The following is an 18,276-nucleotide window of genomic DNA, read 5'->3' on the forward strand; positions in this document are numbered from 1 at the left end:
AGGTTCTCGATCATTGCCTATGGTGGAGAACACGCACCGAGAGTGATCTCGGTGCGCGGTAATTATCAGCACACGAGTTCAGGAGGGAGGCAGTCAGATGAACAGCAACACCACGTTCGACGCGGGCAATCGCGTCCTGGTGAACGAATTCATGGTGTCCGCCTCCCGGGGGGTCCTCGCTCTGCAGGGGACCGGTCTGTCCGGCGTCGATACCACCGCTGTGCCGATGGCTGTCATCCATCAGCACACCCCGATTCGTCTCCAGGACAAGCCCAGCGTGGGTTGGCAGCCGGCCGCCATTTCGGCACCGGCAGCAGTCGCGAAGGAGGCCGGTTACGAACCGGCTTTCCTCGGCGCAACCCGCCTCCGCGTCCACCCAGCGACCGTGAACAGGTCTCGACACAGATGTCGAACTAGGTAGGGAACACTCCCCGACCTCCTGGCCACGGATCGCGAGAAGCGAATTCCGTGGCCATTGTTATTTCGGCTCCTCAGCCGTTGGCACCGGGTTCGCACACCGAACACCACGACCGCTGCAAACGAGCTGAAGGAGAACGACGTGTTCACCGCCCAGGACTGGCCGACGGCCACTACTGACGTGACATGCCGAACCGTGGCGCAGACCCCTCGCGTCCGTGAGGTCACCAGGACCCTGCCCTGCCGGGCCGGAAACCCCGATCTGTGGTTCGCCGAGAGCCCCACCGATCTCGAGCAGGCCAAGCAGCTGTGCGCTTCCTGCCCGATCCGCAAGACCTGCCTGACCGCGGCCATCGACCGCGCCGAGCCGTGGGGCGTGTGGGGCGGTGAGATCTTCGACCAGGGTGTCGTGATCGCCCGCAAGCGCCCGCGTGGCCGCCCGCGCAAGGTCGCGATCTCGGCATGAACCCGGGAAAAGGGTTGTACCGCAAGCGAACCGCTCACCGAGTTCTGGTGAGCGGTTCGTTTGTCATTTGCGGGTGGTGCGTTTGACGGTGCGGTGGTCGCCGACGGCGACGACCAGGGTGGTGGTGTCCGGGGTGTGCGCCCACCACCGGTGTCTCTCGCCCGCGCCGCAGTAGTAGGTGTCGCCGGGGCCGAGTTCGTGTTCGGTGCCCGCGGCGACGATCGAGATCCGGCCGCGGATCACGTGGATGATCTCGTCGCCCTGATGGGTGAATTCGCGGTCGCCGTGGTCGGTGCCGCCGGTGAATTCGAGGGCGCGCAGATCGCGGTCGCCGTGGACGAGCGCGCGGACGGTGCCCGCGCCGGGCTCGGTCTGCGGCAGGGCGGTGTCGTCGGTGGCGCGGACCAGTGGGGCAGGCGCGGTGGCGTCGGCGGCGGCGAGCAGCGCGGTCGCGGTGGTGGTGAGCGCGTCGGCGATCTGCTGGAGCGAGCGCAGGCTGGTGTTGGTTCGGCCGTTCTCCAGCTGGCTCAGGAACGAGGGGGACAGGCCGGTATCGGCGGCGAGACGGGCCAGGGTGTGTCCGGCGGCGCGGCGGTGCTCGCGGATGACGGCGCCGAGCTGTCGATTGCGCTGGTGATCCTCGCCGTTTGGCACGTGTCGCTCGCCTCCGTGTGTCCGGTGTCCTCCTCGAACTCTAGTGAATTTTCAGTGGCACCGAAGGCGTCGGGGCATGCGGTTCGGTCGGGGCGCGTGGCTGTACCAGGGGATGGACTGGTTTCGCGCAGCCTGATCGGAACTGTTCCCGCGAGTTCAGTCGTACTGAATATTCAGTGGAGTCGAATATTCAGGAGAGGCGACATGGAACAGAACACGCTCAAGCGTCGGGGCATCGGGCTGATCGGCAGCGATGCGGATCTGGCTTCGCCCGGCTACACGCTCTACGCGCCGCTGGCGGGCAACGGCCGGGTCGATCTGGTCGATCTGGATGGCGAGATCGCCCACCAGTGGCAGCTGCCCTACCGGCCCGGCAGGCACGCGCGCATCCTCGCCGACGGCAGCCTCGCCTACAACGGCGCGACGCTGGCCCGCACCCCGCTGTTCGCCATGTGGCGCAAGTACTCCGGTGGCTCGATGGCGCGCTACGACCACACCGGCGTCCAGCTCAGCGAGATCCGCGACGACCTGCAGCACCACGACGCCCACCACTACGACGACGGACGAGTGCTCTACGCGGCGGTCGAGGCGCTCACCGGCGCCGACGCCGCCCGCATCCAGGGCGGCGTCCCCGGCACCGAAGCCGACGGCGTCGTGTGGTCGGACGTGATCCGTGAGGTCGGGGCCGACAGTGCGCCGAGCTGGGAGTGGCGCGCGGTCGAGCACCTCGATCCCGTGGAATTCGCGCTCCAGCCGCACTATTGGCGCGAGCACTGGCCGCTGATCAACAGCGTGTACCCGCTCGACGAGCACACCGTGGTCGCCAGTCTGCGCAGTGTCTCGGCGGTGATCCTCATCGACCGGCGCACCGGCGCGGTCACCAAGCTGGCCGACCGTGCCACTGTGGCCCAGCAGCATCACGCCACCCCCGTCGGCGACGGCAAGATCCTGGTGTTCGACAACGGCACCTTCCGCACGGGCGAATCGGTCACCTACAGTCGCGTCGTCGAAATCGACACGGCCACCGGCGATATCGGCTGGACCTACCAGGATTCACCGCGCGAAGCGTTCTTCACCCCCTTCATGGGTGGCGCGCAGCGACTGCCCAACGGCAACACGCTGATCACCGAGGCCGCCTTCGGCCGGATCTTCGAGGTGACCCCCGACCGGCGGATCTGCTGGGAATACGTCGTGCCCTCCTTCACCGAATACCCCGATCCCGATACCGCCCAGGTGTTTCCCGGCATCTCCAACGCGATCTTCCGTGCCTACCGGTACCAGGCGCAGGATCTGCCGTGGCTGCGGTGACCGCGACCCCGGTGGCACCGGTCGACGAGATCCCGCCCGCCGGACGGGCTTTCGCCGGTGCGCTGCAGCACCTCGTGGTGATGATCGCGATGCCGCTCACCTCGGTGCTGCTGATCAGCCGCAGCCTGAACCTCGACGACGACGCCGCGCGGGCCCTGCTCTGCGGCGCCCTGCTGTTCAGCGGCATCGGCACCATCCTGCAGTCCGGCGGCCGCTACGGCCTCGGCGCCGGCCTGCCGTTCGTGATGCTGCCCGGTGGCGCGGCCGTGGTGCTGTTCATCCAGATCGCCCAGACCTACGACCCGGCGACCGCGACCGGCGCCGTCCTGATCACCGCGGTCGCCGGAATCGCCCTGGTCCCGGTCGCGCGCAGGCTGGTGCGGTTCCTGCCGATGGTGGTGATCGCCAGCATGATCCTGGTGATCGGGGTCAACCTGGTGAAGGTCGGCGCGAATCTGATCACCTCCGCCGAGGACCCGACACCGATCCGCTCGGTGACCATCGCCGGTGTCACCATCGTGGCCACCGTGCTGGCGCACCGCTTCCTGCCCACCGGCTGGCGCCGGGTCTCGGTGCTGATCGGCATGGCCATCGGCACCGCGACCGCCGCCGCGCTCGGCGCGTTCACCCTGCAACCCGGCGACGCGCTGGTCCAACTGCCGGACCCGTTCCTGTTCGGCACACCACATTTCGACCTGCTCGCCGCCATCCCGCTGCTGGTGTTCAGCATCGGCTCGATGGCCGAGGCCACCGGCCAGACGGTGCTCAACGCCCAGGTGGTCGACAAGAAGATCGACACCGCGCCCACTGTGGGGCGCACGATCCGTGGCGATGCGGTGACCTCGCTGCTGTCGGGCCTGTTCGGCGGACCGACCATGGTCACCAGCGGCGAGAACATCGGCCTGATCCGCCTCACCGGCGTTCGCAGCCGCTACGTCACCGCACTGACCGGCCTGCTACTGATCCTGGCCGCCTTCGTCGCCCCGGTCGGCCGGATCGTGAACTCGCTACCCGGCCCGGTGGTCGGCGCGACCGCCGCGATCGTGTTCGCCACCATCATCGCCTCCGCGATCGGCATGTTCCGCCAGGTCGATCTCGACGACGACGCCGCCCTGCTCACCACCACGGCGGCCCTGACCGCGGGCCTGCTCCCGATCCTGGTCCCCGGCCTCTACCGCGGCTTCCCCGACGACCTGCGCCTGCTCCTCGGCAGTGGCGTCACCATGGCCGCCGTCGTCGGTGTCCTGGTCCACGTGCTGTGCACGGTCCATCGCCGTCGTGTGGCGTTCGTCACGAACGAGCACGACCGGGACAGTGCGTGAACCGAAGTCGGTCCGAACGGCATCTGAACTGATGGGGGCCGCGGCGACAGTCGCGGCTTCGGGTGCGAGGTGCGGGAGGAGTCGCCTCGCACCCGAAGGGTCCCCACAGCTCCAACGGGCGGCTAGGAGGCGCGTTCGGCGCGGAAGCCGGGGACCCAGGTGCGGACCAGGTTCATGAAGCCCAGTTCGGCGTCGAGTTGGGCCAGGATGCCGACCGAGCCGCCGAGGACGCGGAAGATCATCAGATATTCGGCCGGAAGTTGCAGGGCGCGAGCGGTTTTCATCTCCGGGCTGGAGAACTCCGACGCGGTGCCCGCGACCCGCTGCATCCAGGAACGGGTGAAGTGGAAGGTGTCGGTGCGGATGGGGTCGCTGAACGGGAGCAGGTACGCCTCGATCTCCTCGTGGGAGACGGTGCGGCCCGGGATCACCCAGTGGTGTTCATAGAGCAGCTCGGTGAGCGCGGCGTGGTCCTCGGCGACGGCGAGGGCGAGCATCCGGCCGAGTACCTCGGGGAAACCGTCGGGCATCGGCGCGCAGGCGCCGAAGTCGAGCACGGCGAGCTTGCCGTCGGCCTGCACCAGGAAATTGCCGGGGTGCGGGTCGCTGTGCAGCAGGCCGACCAGCTCGGGGGAGGAGAAGTGGAAGGTACCCATCAGCTCGGCGATCCGGTTGCGCTGGGCGCGGGTGCCCTCCGGGTCCTCGGCGCCCGCCTTGATCAGCGCCGAGACGGGGGTGCCATCGAGCCATTCGGTGACGATCACCTTCGGCGCGCCCGCCACCACCTTCGGCACGGTGATCTGCGGATGCCCGTCGAACGCGGCGGCGAAACGGCGCTGGTTGGCGGCCTCGATCCGGTAGTCGAGCTCCTCCTCGGTGCGCTCGGTGATCTCGGCCAGCAGCGGCTTCACATCGGCGCCGGGGATCACCGACGACAGCAGGCCGGTCATCCTCGACAGCGTCTTCAGATCGGCCCGCAGGGCCTCGTCGGCGCCCGGGTACTGGACCTTCACCGCCACCGCGCGCCCATCCGACCACACCGCCCGGTGCACCTGGCCGATGCTGGCCGAGGCTGCCGGGGTGTCGTCGAACGACTCGAAGCGCTCGCGCCACTTCGTGCCAAGCTGCTGGTCGAGCACGCGGTGCACGGTCTCGGCCGGCATCGGCGGCGCGGCGGCCTGCAGCTTGGTCAGCGCCTCGCGGTAGTGCTCGCCGAACTCCTCCGGGACCGCGGCCTCCATCACACTCAGGGCCTGGCCGAACTTCATCGCCCCGCCCTTGAGCTCACCTAGCACGGTGAACAACTGCTCGGCGGCCTTCTGGTTCAGCGTCGCGTTGATCTGCTGCTTGTCACCACCGACGAGCTTCTTGCCGAAGCCGACGGCGGCTCGGCCGGCGATGCCGAGTGGAATCTTGGCCAACTTGGCATTGCGGCTGGAACTGCGGCGCACGATCTCGGACACGTTACCCATCATGGCCGAACCAGTGGCCTGCGTGCCATGGGAATGCTCACACCGGGCGCTCATCCGGCCGCCTCCGAGGTCTGTGGGGTCTGCGGGGCCAGCGTGCGGCACCCGCACTCCGGGTGGGGCGGCCAGAGCCGGCGCTGCACCTGGTGGGTGTCGAGGTCCAATTCCACGGTGGCGTCGAGCGTGCCGGGCCGTCGGCGCGGTGAGCACGCGACGATCGCCTCCAGCTCGCCCATGGCCAGCGCCGCCGTGGCCGCGACACCGGCCGGGGACGCGTGGCCGGTGCGCCCGAGCAGTTGCGCCGCCAAGTGCGGCCAGTCGGCGTCGAATCCGGCGCGGGTCAGGTCGGCACAGCGCAGACAGCTGGTCTCACCCGGCAGGACGAGCGGCCCGACCACACCGACGCCGTCGCGCACGCGGACCGGTAGGTGCGGGATTCGGCGCAACACCAGGTCCACCGAAAGGCGTGGATCGATCATCAGCGCGTCGGCGAGCACGATCAGATCGCACATCGCGGCACCCACCGCCACATCCGGCCGATGCGCCCGCGAGCGCGCGGGCCGAAGACCCATGCGCCGCAGCCCGATCGACACCGCGTCCGAGAGCGGTCCGAGGCCGTGCACCGTGATCGCGCGGATCCGGCCCTGCCTGCGTTCGGGTTCGAGCAGCAGGCCCGCCCCCTCGATCGCGGCGAGCATGGCGCCGGTGCGTTCGGGGGTGATCCCGAATTCCCCCGCGCGCCAGATGATCTGCGGGCGCGACTGTAAACCGTCGAGCAGCCGCAGGAACGCGAGCACCGTGCCGGTGTCGAGTTCGTCGGTATCGAGCAGTAGCGCGCGTTCGGGATCCCAGCCCAGCTGGACCGTGCCCGACGGGCGAACCAGGGTGATGACCCGCGGATGGAGCATCGGTCCGCGGAGCGGCGTCGAGGTCGTCATGCCTGAAGTATCGGCGGCGAGCGCTACCGGGACGGCCGCCGAAAGCCTGGTTATCCACAGGCTTTCGGCGTGTCGGTGCCGTGCGGTCGAACTGTGAACAGCCGGTGTACCGCCCGTCGTCGCCACAATCCGCGGACGGGCGCGGACCGTGTCAGCGTGTCGCGCACCACGATCCGCGATTTCTCACCGACCGTGCTGGACACGGTGGATCAGGGGCGGTCGGTGCCGGTATCCGGGTCGGAGTCCGGGCCGGACTTGCCGCGCTCGTCGCGTTCGCGGGCCTCGGTCTCGGCGAGCTGGGCCAGCGGATCGTCGAAAGCGCCGGTGCCACCACCGATCACGGAGTCGATGAACCCGGCGGGGGAATCGAGGTCGCTGGAATCGGGCAGCAGATCCGGATGCGCCCACACGCCGTCACGCTGCTCCATGCCCGCGTCGGTGCTCAGCCGCCGCCACAGCGCCGAGGCCTCGCGAACCTTGCGCGGCCGCAGCTCCAGACCGACCAGGGTCGCGAAGGTCTGCTCGGCCGGGCCGCCGGTCGCGCGGCGGCGGCGCAGCGTCTCCGACAGCGCGCTCGCGCCGGGCAGCCGCTCGCCGACGGCATCGATGACCACGACGTCGACCCAGCCCTCGATCAGCGCGAGCAGCGTCTCCAGCCGCTCGAGCGCGGCCTTCTGCTCGGGGGTGGTCTGTGGTTCGAAGGTGCCCTGGGAGAGCAGTTCCTCGAGCTTGGACGGATCGCTCAGCGACATCGGGTCGATGTTCTGCGCGGCTTCCTCCAGCGTGGAGAAGTCCATCTTGATCCCGCGCGCGTAGTCCTCGACCGCGCCGAGCACCTGCGGGCGCAGCCACGGGACATGGGCGAACAGGCGCTGATGGGCGGCCTCACGGGCCGCCAGGAAGACCATGATCTCGCTCTCGGGCTGCTCGAGACCCTCGCTGAACGCCGAGATCGCGGTCGGCAGCAGCGCGGCGGTACCGGCCGGGCCCAGCGGCAGACCGATGTCGGTGGAGGTCAGCACCTCCTTGGCGAGCTGACCGAGCGCCTGACCGAGCTGAGAACCGAAGGCGAGCCCGCCCATCTGCCCGAGCATGCCGACCATCGGCCCGGCGAACTGCTTGGCCTCCTCGGGCAGCTGCGCGGTCCACATGCCCGAGATCTGTTCGGCCACCGGATCGCAGAGCCGCTTCCAGGTGGGCAGGGTCTCTTCGATCCAGTCGTTGGGGGTCCAGGCGACGGTCTTGGTGGCGCCTGCGGGCAGCACGGTGGCGCCGTCGAGCCACAGCTCGGCCAGGTGCGCGGCGTCGACCACCGCGGTGGTCGTGCGCGCGGCGATCGGGGCGACGGTGGCGCCGAGCTGCTGGCGGGCCAGCCGCTTGGCCACGTCGTAGTTGACCGGGCCCGCCTGCGCGCCGCCCGGACCCATGCCCTGGCCCATGCCGCTGATCATCTGCCCGAGCTGAGTCAGCATCTGACCCAGCTGCGAGGGATCGAAACCGCCCGCGCCACCCGCACCGAAACCGAACGGATCGGTTCCGCCGGGTCCGTTCGCCTCGTCGCGACGCTTGCCGGACTCGTCGTCGTCGCGGTTCGAGAAGCCGAAGGGGAGATCGCTCATACCTCTAACGTTACGCGGGACCACCGGGTCCTCGGTGTTCGCGCATCGCGAAATCGCCGACATCACCCGCGGCGCAAATGCGTGCCACTGCGGTCGGTCACGGCACCTGATCACTACTGTGGTCGGAGTGAATCGTCGGATCCTCACCCTGATCGTCGCCCTGGTTCCCGTGCTCGTGCTCGGCGTGGTCGGCAGCGTGGTCACCGTGCCGTTCGTCGCGCTCGGGCCCGGCCCGACCTTCGACACCCTCGGCCAGGTCGATGGCAAGGAGGTGGTCGATGTCACCGGAGCGCCGGTGGATCCGACGACCGGCCAGCTCAACATGACCACCGTCTCGGTGCGCGACGGCCTCAACCTGTTCGAGGCGTTCGGGTTCTGGGTCAGCGGTGAGCACGGCCTCGTGCCGCGCGCCGAGGTGTACCCGCCCGGCGTGTCGCGCGAGGAGGTCGACAAGTCCAATCAGCAGGACTTCAAGGACTCCGAGAGCAATGCCGAGGTCGCCGCGCTGCACTTCCTGAAGCTGCCGACCGTGGTGCTGGTGCGCGGCATCGGGGACGAAGGCCCGGCCAAGGACGTCCTGGCCGAGGGTGACGAACTGATCAGCATCGATGGCACGCCGATCACCACGCCCAAGGATGTCGTCGACATCGTCGCCACCAAGGCCCCCGGCACCACCATCTCGGTCGTCTACCGCCGTGGTGACGCCGAGCAGACCGCCCCGATCACCCTCGCCGCCCGCCCCGACGACCCGGCCAAGGGCTACCTCGGCCTCACCCCGGGCGAAGGTGGCAGGCCGCCGCTGCAGGTCGAGTTCAACCTCGCCGACATCGGCGGACCCTCGGCCGGGCTGATGTTCAGCCTCGCGCTGATCGACAAGCTCTCGCCCGGCGAACTCAACGGCGGTCGGTTCGTCGCGGGCACCGGCACCATCGATCAGGAGGGCAAGGTCGGCCCGATCGGCGGTATCCAGTACAAGATGATCGCCGCGCGCGAGGCGGGCGCGGAGACCTTCCTCGTCCCCGCGGACAACTGCAACGAGGCCCGGCAGCGCGTGCCGGAGGGCCTGCGGCTGGTGAAGGTCGACACCCTCGACAGCGCCATCACCTCGCTGTCCGACATCGACGCCGGCCGAGAGGCTGTCAGCTGCGGCTGATCACTCCAGCGTGTGGTGCAGGGCCTCGACAAGGCCGGGCGCCAGGTTGGGGTAGGTGCGCAGGTCGAGCTCGCCGAAGCCGTCGTCGTCGTCGGGCCGGATCTGCAGCAGGCACAGCGCCGTGCCGTGGCGCAGCACGCCCGCGATGAGGCGGGCGTCGCGGCGGCCGGGATGGGCGTGCGCCGCGGCGCGCCCGGCCGCGTCGGCGGCGTCGTCGTCGGCGAGCAGCGGAACCAGCGCCTCGTCCAGATCGCTCTCGGCGTCCGGCGGCAGCACCACGATCTCCTGGACCAGCACGCATCCTTCGACCGCGGGCGGCCAGGTGGTGGTCGCGAGGAACTCGTCCATCGCCATCGAACCGCCGGCGATGTCGTCGGGGAAGGCGTCCTGGGCGATGGGGGTGAGCTCGTTGCCGTCGTCGAGTTGATCGAGCAGCCCGGGTTCGGCCGCGACCAGGTCAGCGGTGGGAACCAACGCGAACATCTGCGGCGGATTGCCCCATCCCTCGGCGTCGGCGAACTCGACGACCTCGCGCACACAGCGGGCGAGGACGACTTCGGCGTGCTGGTCATCGGTCACTCGTCCATCCAATCATTTTCGGCCCCGCCGCTTGCACAGTGTCCGATTTCCGTAGAGTGGGCGCCAACGGTCCGAATCCGGACCATGGAACATCGGACTGCGGTGTCTGCGCCGATCAACGGCGTGGTAGCCGCCGGACCCTGGAGAGTGGCACCGTGGGCATGCGGCCCCCCACCGGCTTACCTTCCCTGTCCCGACGCAGCCGTGTGCTGCTGGTGACAGCAGTCGTCCTCGCGGCGCTGCTGTTGCTCGGGCCCCGATTCACCGACGCGTACACGAACTGGTTGTGGTTCGGCGAGGTCGGTTATCGCAGTGTGTATCTGGGTGTGTTGCGCACGCGGCTGATCCTGTTCGTCGTCGTCGCGCTGTTCATCGGCCTGGTCGTGTGGGCGGCGCTGCTGCTGGCCTACCGGTCGCGGCCGGTGTTCGTGCCGATCGCCGGGCCCAACGATCCGATCGCGCGCTACCGCACCACCGTGATGAGCAAGCTGCGGGTGTTCGGCATCGGCATCCCGGTGCTGCTGGGTCTGCTGTCCGGGCTGGTCGCCCAGGCGAATTGGGCCACGCTGCAGATGTTCCTGCACGGCGGTGAGTTCGGCGAGCAGGACCCGCAGTTCCATCTCGACGTCGGTTTCTACGCCTTCGATCTGCCGTTCTACCGGATGGTGCTGAACTGGCTGTTCGTCGCCGTGGTGATCGCGTTCTTCGCGAACCTGGTGACCCACTACGTCTTCGGTGGCCTGCGTCTGGCCGGGCGCGAGGGCACCCTCACCCGGGCCGCGCGGGTGCAGCTCGCGATCCTGGCCGGTGTCTTCGTGTTGCTCAAGGCGGTCGCCTACTGGTTCGACCGCTACGACCTGTTGTCGAGCACCCGCAAGGAACCCACCTTCGGCGGCCCGTCGTTCACCGACATCAACGCGGTGCTGCCCGCCAAACTGATCCTGCTCTCGATCGCGGTGATCTGCGCGGTCGCGTTCTTCGCCGGGATCGTGCTGCGCGATCTGCGGGTGCCCGCGATGGCGGCGGCGCTGCTGGTGCTGTCGTCGATCCTGGTCGGCGCGGTGTGGCCGATGGTGGTCGAGCAGTTCTCGGTGCGACCCAACGCGGCCGAGAAGGAGAGTCCCTACATCGAACGCAACATCCTGGCCACCCGCCAGGCGTTCGGGATAACCGACGACAAGGTCGAGTACGAGCCCTACAAGGGCGAGAGCAGCAAGAGCCCGCTGGACGTGCCCGCCGACGCGGCCACCATCGGCAACGCCCGACTGCTCGACCCGAACATCCTCTCCGCCACGTTCACCCAGCTCCAGCAGCGCAAGAACTTCTACGGCTTCCCCGAGGCCCTCGACATCGACCGCTACAACCTCAACGGTGACGTCCAGGACTACATCGTCGCCGCGCGTGAGCTGCAGCCTGCCGCGCTCTCGGGCAACCAGAAGGACTGGATCAACCAGCACACCGTCTACACCCACGGCAACGGCTTCGTCGCCGCGCCCGCCAACCGGGTGAACAAGCCGCAGTCCGACGCCCAGAGCGCCGCGGGCGGCAGTGACTCCGGTTATCCGCTGTTCATGGTGAGCGACCTGTTCACCGACATCGACGACCAGCAGATCAAGGTCGAGCAGCCGCGCATCTACTACGGCGAGCTGATCGCGCAGACCGATCCCGACTACGCCATCGTCGGTACCGCCGAGGGCCAGGCACCGCGCGAGTACGACTCCGACACCGCGCAGTACACCTACAGCGGCAGCGGTGGTGTGCCGATCGGCAACTGGTTCAACCGGCTGGCCTTCGCGGCCAAGTACGCCGAGCGCAACATCCTGTTCTCCTCGGCGATCAGCGCGGACTCCAAGATCCTGTTCAACCGCGGTCCGCGCGACCGGGTGCAGAAGGTCGCGCCCTGGCTGACCACCGACGGCAACGCCTACCCGGCGGTCGTCGACCAGCGCATCGTCTGGATCGTCGACGCCTACACCACGCTGGACAAGTACCCCTACGCCCAGCGGACCTCGCTCGACGGCGCGGTCGAGGACAGCATCGATCAGCGGACCGGCCGGGTCATCCCGCGCAAGGAGGTCAGCTACATCCGCAACTCGGTGAAGGCCACCGTCGACGCCTACGACGGCACCGTCACCCTGTACGAGACCGACACCACCGACCCGGTGCTCAAGGCCTGGCGCGGGGTGTTCCCGGACGCGGTGAAGGACCAGAGCGAGATCTCCGACGAGCTGCGCTCGCACTTCCGCTACCCGGAGGACCTGTTCAAGGTCCAGCGCGACATGCTCACCAAGTACCACGTGGACAACCCGCGTGAGTTCTTCACCAACAACGCGTTCTGGTCGGTGCCCAGCGATCCGACGATCGAGGGCGGCACGTTCAACCAACCGCCGTACTACGTGCTGCTGGGTGATCCGGCCACGAACAAGCCGGTGTTCAACCTGACCTCGGCGATGGTCGGCTACAACAGGCAGTTCCTCTCCGCCTACATCTCGGTGCGCTCCGACCCGGACGGGTACGGCAAGTTCACCGTGAAGCAGCTGCCGGTCGAGACGCAGACCCAGGGTCCGCAGCAGACACAGAACTCGATGACCACCGCCGACGCGGTGTCCCGCGAGAAAACCCTGCTCTCGAACTCGAACAAGATCCGCTACGGCAATCTGCTCACCCTGCCGGTGGCCGATGGCGGCATCCTCTATGTCGAGCCGTTCTACAACGAGCGCAACACCGGTTCCTCGACGTTCCCGCAGCTGCTGCGCGTGCTGGTGAGCTACCGCGACGCGGCGGGCAGCGTGAAGGTCGGCTACGCGCCGACGCTGGCCGAAGCGCTCAACCAGGTGATGCCGGGTGCCGGTGCGCTGGCGACTCCGTCCGGTGGTGATCCGGCGGTGAAGCCGAAGCCGGGCGGCGGAGCCACGCCGCCGGTGGATCAGGGCACCGCCACCACCCCGCCGGACGACGGGACCGGCCGGCCGGGCGTCACGCCGCCTCCGGTGACCGGTGGGACCGGTGCGGAGGCCGCGGCCGCCGAGCTCGATCGCAAGATCGAGGCGGTGCGCACGGCGATGCAGTCGGGCAACTTCACCGAATTCGGTAGGGCGCTCGACGAACTGGACAAGGCCGTGCAGGCGTACCAGGACGCCAACGGCGGGTAACCGCCACCGAACACACGAAAGGCCCCGCCGGACGGCGGGGCCTTTCGCGTGCAGGGGGAGAGATGGTTTCTTACTGGCCCAGCGAGGTGAGCAGCGGCGAGCCGTCGACCAGCGGGGCCGCGACCGCGACCAGCGGGGTGGCCGCCTTGACCAGTTCCGCGTACTGCTGTTCCAGACCGTGCTGCTCGGCGAGCGCGCGAGCGGCGGCCTCGGCCTGCTGCACCGCGGTCTGCACGGGGGCGGGGGCCTCGGCGGGCAGTTCGACGGCGGGCTCCTCGACCGGCGCCGGGGCGGGCTCGGACTTGCCCGCCCGCAGGTACTGGCCGCAGTGCGGCCACGCGCCGACGCCCTGGGTGTTGAGGACGTTCTCCGCGACGCGGATCTGCTCTTCCTTGCTGGCGGTGTGCGCCGAACCCTGCCCACCGTTGGCGGCCCAGGTGCTCGGTGAGAACTGCAGGCCGCCGTAGTAGCCGTTGCCGGTGTTGATGTTCCAGTTGCCACCGCTCTCACACTGGGCGACGCCGTCCCAGTCGTAGTTCGCGGCGGACGCGGTGCCGGTGGCCAGGCTGAACGGAACGGCAACCAGGGCGCCGGTGATGGCGGCGACGCCAAGAGCACGGGTGCGGAATTTCCGGGTTTCAGTCATGGGGGAGACGCTAACCAACAAATCCATGACGATCACATCTTGATAACGGGTCGATTCTATGAACGGAACAGGCGTCTTTTCGATGTTTATGCCGGGTACCCTTGGGTAATTCATAGATCCCGGTCGGTCTGTTATCTGGTCGTTATGTGCGTGAGATCACGCCGAAATAGTGACCCCGCTCACTGGAATTCGGACCCATAGCTCAACGTTCACCATAAGTGTGTCTCACCTCACATTTCTGTGACGCTGCCGTGCCGAAGATCGGCGAACCTGGCCCGAAAATCGGTGTTGACCTGGCGATTTGGCATCCACGCTAACCCGTGTGTAATGTTGTATTCACCGACGCGGGGTGGAGCAGCTCGGTAGCTCGCTGGGCTCATAACCCAGAGGTCGCAGGTTCAAATCCTGTCCCCGCTACAAAGCGAAGGCCCGGAACCACCAGGTTCCGGGCCTTCTTCATTGTCCAGGTCCTATGGCACCGGTCGGCCCGCGACGGCCAGACCGAGGACCGCGCGTAGGTGCTCGACGTCGGCGGGTCCGTTGTCGAGCAGGATCGCCGTGCACAGCCCGTCCGAGGCGGCCACCAGCGCCGCGATGGCCCGCGGATCGTCGGTGAGCGTGGCGCCCAACTCGGCGATGTTCTCCCGCCATCGCCGCGCGACCGGGCGCAGGGCGGGCCTGCGGGCCGCCATCGTGGCCAGTTCGCGTTCGGCGAGGGCGCGATCCCGGCCGGGGCCGCCGCTTTCGGCGATCAGTGCGGCCAGGCCGGCCAGCTTGTCACCGTCGCCGTCGATGATCGCGCGGATCCGGGCGGTGTAGCCGTCGGCGACGCTGGTCAAGGCGGCGACCATCAGCTCGTCGAGGGTGGCGAAGTAGTAGGTGCTCAGGGAAGTGGTGATGCCCGCCTGCTTCGCGACGGTGCGGTGGGTGACCCCGGCCGCGCCGTCGCGCGTGACAACGGCCAGGGTCGCGTCGATGATCTCGGCGCGGCGCCGCTCGCCGCGCACCCGGCGTCCGTCGACGTGCTCATCGAAGTCGTCGTCGACCATGCGTCTCTCCTCAGCGCTGACTCCACGAACGGTGTCCGACCATGGTCACACGCCGACGCTGTCCTTCTGCTCGCGGCCGAGCGGCGGGACATGGCGAAGCATGCGCAAACACAGCACGGTCGCCACGGCGATGGCGACGCCGGCGACCAGGGCGGCCACGTTCATTCCGGTGGTGAAGGCCAGCCGCGCCGCCTGCACGGCCGGTTCCGGCAGGTCACCGGCGATCGTCGCGCCGAGGCTGTCATCGAGCGCGGCGGTCGATTCCGGCGAGAGTCCCGCGGGCACGGTGATCCGGGCGCGATAGACCGCGGCGGTGAGGCTGCCGAGCAGTGCGACGCCAACGGCGATGCCGAGCTCCTGGACCGTCTCCGACATCGAGGCGGCCGAACCGGATTTCGCCGCCGGAGCCGCGCCGACGACGATGTCGGTGCCGAGAGCCGCGATGGCGCCCAGCCCGAGGTAGACGAACGCGAATCCGATCGCCACGGGTACCTGGTCGTCGAGTCCGGCCGTCGCGAGCAGGCCGTAACCGGCCAGCGAGAGCCCGAGGGTGGCACCCATGAGGTAGCCGGGGCGGATGCGCCGGGCGAGTACGGGCGCGCCGACCGCGGCGGCGAACATGGCCAGCGCGGGCGGTCCCATCCACAGGCCCGCGGTGAACGGTGTGAGGCCCTCGACGAGCTGTAGGTACTGGGTGACCAGGTACATCGAACCGCCGACGCCGACCAACCCGATCAGCAGCACGAGCAGAGCCACGGTGAAGGCCTTGTTCGCGAACAGTGACAGGTCGAGCAGAGGGTCGCTCAGTCGGCGTTGACGGCGCACGAACAGCACGCCACCCACGACACCGACCACGACGAGCAGCACGGATTGCCCGCCGACCCCGTCGACGGCGAGATGTTTGATCGCGTAGATCAGCGGCAGGATCGACACCAGGGACAAACCCACGCTGACCAGGTCGAGCCGGCCCGCCGCGGGATCGGCGTACTCCGGCAGCAGGGTCCGAGCGCCGAGGAGGACGACGACCGCGACGGGCACCGCGAGCAGGAACGCGGCGCCCCACCAGAAGGCATCGACCAGCAGCCCGCCCACGATCGGCCCGGCCGCCATGCCGAGGGCGAACATCGTGGCCCACACCCCGATCGCCACCGCGCGCTCGCGAGCGTCGGGGAACATGTTCGAGATCAGCGACAGCGTCGACGGCATCAGCGTCGCACCGGCGACCCCGAGCAGGGCGCGCGCGAGAATCAGCGATTCGGCCGTCGGCGCGAACGCGGCGAGGACCGAGGCGGCCGCGAAGGCGATCATGCCGATCATCAGGAGTCGACGCCGGCCGATCCGATCACCGAGGGTGCCCATGGTGATCAGCAGACCGGCGATGAAGAAGCCGTAGGCGTCCATGATCCACAGCAGTTGTGTCCCCGACGGCGCGAGGTCGGCCGCCATGCTCGGTGCGACGAGATAGAGCACCGTCACATCGAGTCCCAGCAGCACCGTCGGCAATGCCAACAGTCCCAGTCCCGCCCACTGTCTGGCTTCCGCACGCATCGACAACTCCCGCCTCGCCGCAACAATCTATTTGTACGATAGTACAAGTAGAACCATCGTACAAATATATTCGGCTCAGCGGCGGAGGGTGACCTGGAAGCCCTCCGTGGTGCGCAGGGTGAACTCGCCGGTGTTCGATGTCGCCATCACGTTGGCCGCGCGATCGTCGCCGGTGATCGACTCGACGAGGGTGCGCAGGGCGGGGGAGAGGGTGTTCCACTCCGGTTCCCGGGACTGCAGGATGCCGTGGTAGATCCGCGCGGTGTCGGACAGGCCCTCGGGCTGCCAGCCGAAACGAGGGGTGCTCGCCAGGAACAGGCTCAGGTCGGTGCAGGCGCCGTCGTCGGCGCAGACGCGGACTGCCATGTTGTCGTCGGCGTAGTCGTAGTCGCGCAGGCTCATCGTCCAGCCCGCCGGATCGCGGTGGTCGTAGTGCACGCCGGTCGGTGGGACCAGGGTCAGCGTCGAGGTGTCGCCGGGGCGATTGTCGAGAACGTCGGCGGTGAGCGGGCGGTCGTCGGCGGCGAAGGCCCAGTCGTCGGCGTCGATGGCCTTGTGCCAGAAGCCGGTTCGTCCGTCGCGGCGGCCCTCCACGCGCAGCTCGCGCTGTTCGGAACGGCCCCCGGTGGTGTGGATGGAGATCGTCGAGGTGATCTCGCCGGGAATCTTGGGCTGGCGCACCCAATCCGGCGGCGGCAGATGAATTCCGGTGTACTGCGGGAAGAACGGGCGCAGGAATTCGAATTGGCCCACCCAGGCGTCGAAATTCGTCGGTGCCTCGGCCAGGTCGGGGGTGTCGCCGTAGGTATAGGAGAAGAACAGGGTGTCGGCGCCGGAGATGTCGAAATCCCAGAGCCGGGTGTACATGTCGCCGTACTCGTTGATCAGGAAGGTCTGCGATCCCGACGCGCTCAGATTGATCGCCTGGAAACGACCGTCGAGCGGGCCGGGCAGCTCGTAGCTGTAGTCGTCGGCGAACTCGGGTTCGAACGGGCGCAGCGGATCGCTGCCCGGCAACCAGGGGTCGAGGATCACGATGCGATTGCCGTCGGGGGAGAGCACGAACACTGTGGTGACCCCGGCGCCGCCGACCGGCTGCTGTTTGCCCGCCGGGTCGGTCCAGAATCCCTGCTGACGGAAGGGAATCAGCTCGACGTATTCCGGATCCAGCCACGACAGACTCCAGGCGCGCGAGGCGGGCCTGACCTGCGTGCCGGTCGGATCGAGCCAGATCGGGGAGCCGAAACGCGCCGTCCACCACCACAGTTCGGGTGTCTGATCGGCGAGGTCCATCGTGAACACCCGCCCGCCCGGCACCACGGCGACCAGCCTGCTGCGATCCACCGAGATGGCCGAGATGTGCCCGCGCAGACAGTTCGGCAGCGGCGCGATCCGCCACCCGGACTCCCCGGCGAAGGCCTTCACATACAGGTTCCCGTCCAGCAGGGCGTACTGCCACGCCTCGTTGAAACCGCCCTGCGGGGTGCGCAATTCGATCCTGGCTGGCAGTCGCCGCGCGACCTCGGGCGGGGCGAACGGCATGGTCAGCAGGCCGATGCCGACATTCGGGAAGTGCATCGGCAGCGGCCAGGCGCCCGCGCGACCGGGCAGGGTCAACGCGGCGCAGCTCAGCGGCTCGGGCAGGACGCCGAAGGGCCACCACTCGTCGGCCGTCGCCGGTGCGCTCGCGGCCACCGTCGCCACGGCGAGCGCCGTCGCCACCATTCCGGACCAGCCTCGACGCATCAGCGATCACACCTTTCGTCCACCGGGCTTCGACACCCGGAATCACGGGCAACGCGCAACGATGTGGGGTGGACTCACCCCGGTGAACACAGGGAGCTCGGTCCGGGAACGGCGCACGAGGCCGCCGGGACGGGTGGAACCGTACCAGCACCGGCCGACAGGTCGGCCGTCGAACACGACGAAGCCCCCCGCGATCACGGGAGGCTTCGT

15 protein-coding genes and 1 tRNA gene are annotated in these 18,276 nt (G+C 68.7%); 7 read left to right on the top strand and 9 right to left on the bottom strand.

Going from position 1 to position 18,276, the window contains the following annotated elements:
- Window positions 1-97: 97 nt before the first annotated feature.
- Both ACFVVM_RS18970 and ACFVVM_RS18975 read left to right on the top strand, forming a co-directional pair.
- Window positions 98-421: a hypothetical protein gene (locus tag ACFVVM_RS18970; protein WP_387619694.1), complete on the top strand. Its 324-nt coding sequence runs from the start codon at window positions 98-100 to the stop codon at window positions 419-421.
- 138 nt (window positions 422-559) lie between these two features.
- Entirely contained in the window at window positions 560-883 is a 324-nt protein-coding gene (locus ACFVVM_RS18975) for a WhiB family transcriptional regulator (RefSeq protein ID WP_387619697.1), read from the top strand.
- A gap of 63 nt (window positions 884-946) precedes the next feature.
- Here ACFVVM_RS18975 and ACFVVM_RS18980 read toward each other — a convergent pair whose 3' ends face one another.
- Window positions 947-1,537, bottom strand: a complete 591-nt coding sequence (locus tag ACFVVM_RS18980; RefSeq protein WP_387619700.1) for a helix-turn-helix domain-containing protein — start codon at window positions 1,535-1,537, stop codon at window positions 947-949.
- A gap of 204 nt (window positions 1,538-1,741) precedes the next feature.
- On the opposite strand from ACFVVM_RS18980, the gene ACFVVM_RS18985 reads away from it, so the two are divergent.
- Both ACFVVM_RS18985 and ACFVVM_RS18990 read left to right on the top strand, forming a co-directional pair.
- Window positions 1,742-2,845 (top strand): aryl-sulfate sulfotransferase, encoded by a 1,104-nt coding sequence (locus tag ACFVVM_RS18985; RefSeq protein ID WP_387619703.1) that lies wholly within the window; start codon window positions 1,742-1,744, stop codon window positions 2,843-2,845.
- Window positions 2,833-4,167 carry a uracil-xanthine permease family protein gene (locus ACFVVM_RS18990; RefSeq protein ID WP_387619706.1) on the top strand — a complete coding sequence of 445 codons (1,335 nt, stop codon included), beginning with the start codon at window positions 2,833-2,835 and terminating at the stop codon, window positions 4,165-4,167. Before ACFVVM_RS18985 ends, ACFVVM_RS18990 begins: the two co-directional genes overlap by 13 nt.
- Window positions 4,168-4,289: 122 nt before the next feature.
- Here the strand turns inward: ACFVVM_RS18990 and ACFVVM_RS18995 are convergent, their stop codons facing one another.
- The 3 genes from ACFVVM_RS18995 to ACFVVM_RS19005 form a co-directional block, all read right to left on the bottom strand.
- Entirely contained in the window at window positions 4,290-5,639 is a 1,350-nt protein-coding gene (locus tag ACFVVM_RS18995) for an ABC1 kinase family protein (protein WP_387619708.1), read from the bottom strand.
- A gap of 50 nt (window positions 5,640-5,689) precedes the next feature.
- Window positions 5,690-6,574: a TOMM precursor leader peptide-binding protein gene (locus tag ACFVVM_RS19000; protein ID WP_387619711.1), complete on the bottom strand. Its 885-nt coding sequence runs from the start codon at window positions 6,572-6,574 to the stop codon at window positions 5,690-5,692.
- A gap of 209 nt (window positions 6,575-6,783) precedes the next feature.
- Complete coding sequence (locus tag ACFVVM_RS19005; protein ID WP_387619714.1) at window positions 6,784-8,193, bottom strand: zinc-dependent metalloprotease; 1,410 nt, start codon at window positions 8,191-8,193, stop codon at window positions 6,784-6,786.
- A gap of 127 nt (window positions 8,194-8,320) precedes the next feature.
- On the opposite strand from ACFVVM_RS19005, the gene ACFVVM_RS19010 reads away from it, so the two are divergent.
- On the top strand, window positions 8,321-9,346 hold the full coding sequence (locus ACFVVM_RS19010; RefSeq protein ID WP_387619717.1) for a PDZ domain-containing protein: 1,026 nt from the start codon (window positions 8,321-8,323) through the stop codon (window positions 9,344-9,346).
- Here the strand turns inward: ACFVVM_RS19010 and ACFVVM_RS19015 are convergent, their stop codons facing one another.
- Window positions 9,347-9,925, bottom strand: a complete 579-nt coding sequence (locus tag ACFVVM_RS19015) for a PPA1309 family protein (RefSeq protein WP_387619720.1) — start codon at window positions 9,923-9,925, stop codon at window positions 9,347-9,349. It abuts the gene before it with no gap.
- A gap of 155 nt (window positions 9,926-10,080) precedes the next feature.
- On the opposite strand from ACFVVM_RS19015, the gene ACFVVM_RS19020 reads away from it, so the two are divergent.
- The gene (locus tag ACFVVM_RS19020; RefSeq protein WP_387619723.1) at window positions 10,081-13,077 is read left to right on the top strand and encodes a UPF0182 family protein; all 2,997 of its coding nucleotides are present in this window, start codon (window positions 10,081-10,083) and stop codon (window positions 13,075-13,077) included.
- Window positions 13,078-13,147: 70 nt separating this feature from the next.
- On the opposite strand, the gene ACFVVM_RS19025 is transcribed toward ACFVVM_RS19020, so the two are convergent.
- Window positions 13,148-13,723: a transglycosylase family protein gene (locus ACFVVM_RS19025; RefSeq protein ID WP_387619725.1), complete on the bottom strand. Its 576-nt coding sequence runs from the start codon at window positions 13,721-13,723 to the stop codon at window positions 13,148-13,150.
- Between the two features lie 343 nt (window positions 13,724-14,066).
- On the opposite strand from ACFVVM_RS19025, the gene ACFVVM_RS19030 reads away from it, so the two are divergent.
- Window positions 14,067-14,140 (top strand) — tRNA-Met (locus tag ACFVVM_RS19030).
- 53 nt (window positions 14,141-14,193) lie between these two features.
- On the opposite strand, the gene ACFVVM_RS19035 is transcribed toward ACFVVM_RS19030, so the two are convergent.
- From ACFVVM_RS19035 to ACFVVM_RS19045, 3 genes are all read right to left on the bottom strand, one after another.
- Window positions 14,194-14,772: a TetR/AcrR family transcriptional regulator gene (locus ACFVVM_RS19035; protein ID WP_387619728.1), complete on the bottom strand. Its 579-nt coding sequence runs from the start codon at window positions 14,770-14,772 to the stop codon at window positions 14,194-14,196.
- Window positions 14,773-14,817: 45 nt separating this feature from the next.
- On the bottom strand, window positions 14,818-16,320 hold the full coding sequence (locus ACFVVM_RS19040) for an MFS transporter (protein ID WP_387619730.1): 1,503 nt from the start codon (window positions 16,318-16,320) through the stop codon (window positions 14,818-14,820).
- 75 nt (window positions 16,321-16,395) lie between these two features.
- The gene (locus ACFVVM_RS19045) at window positions 16,396-18,066 is read right to left on the bottom strand and encodes a hypothetical protein (RefSeq protein WP_387619732.1); all 1,671 of its coding nucleotides are present in this window, start codon (window positions 18,064-18,066) and stop codon (window positions 16,396-16,398) included.
- Between the last annotated feature and the right edge of the window lie 210 nt (window positions 18,067-18,276).

The organism is Nocardia sp. NPDC058176 (assembly GCF_042883805.1).
Classification (GTDB): domain Bacteria; phylum Actinomycetota; class Actinomycetes; order Mycobacteriales; family Mycobacteriaceae; genus Nocardia.

Excerpts from the sequence above, each read along its gene's own strand:
- ACFVVM_RS18970 (WP_387619694.1), top strand. The coding sequence starts at position 98 with ATGAACAGCAACACCACGTTCGACGCGGGCAATCGCGTCCTGGTGAAC.
- ACFVVM_RS18985 (WP_387619703.1), top strand. The coding sequence starts at position 1,742 with ATGGAACAGAACACGCTCAAGCGTCGGGGCATCGGGCTGATCGGCAGC.
- ACFVVM_RS18995 (WP_387619708.1), bottom strand. The coding sequence starts at position 5,639 with ATGGGTAACGTGTCCGAGATCGTGCGCCGCAGTTCCAGCCGCAATGCC.
- ACFVVM_RS19000 (WP_387619711.1), bottom strand. The coding sequence starts at position 6,574 with ATGACGACCTCGACGCCGCTCCGCGGACCGATGCTCCATCCGCGGGTC.
- ACFVVM_RS19005 (WP_387619714.1), bottom strand. The coding sequence starts at position 8,193 with ATGAGCGATCTCCCCTTCGGCTTCTCGAACCGCGACGACGACGAGTCC.
- ACFVVM_RS19025 (WP_387619725.1), bottom strand. The coding sequence starts at position 13,723 with ATGACTGAAACCCGGAAATTCCGCACCCGTGCTCTTGGCGTCGCCGCC.
- ACFVVM_RS19035 (WP_387619728.1), bottom strand. The coding sequence starts at position 14,772 with ATGGTCGACGACGACTTCGATGAGCACGTCGACGGACGCCGGGTGCGC.
- ACFVVM_RS19040 (WP_387619730.1), bottom strand. The coding sequence starts at position 16,320 with ATGCGTGCGGAAGCCAGACAGTGGGCGGGACTGGGACTGTTGGCATTG.
- ACFVVM_RS19045 (WP_387619732.1), bottom strand. The coding sequence starts at position 18,066 with ATGCGTCGAGGCTGGTCCGGAATGGTGGCGACGGCGCTCGCCGTGGCG.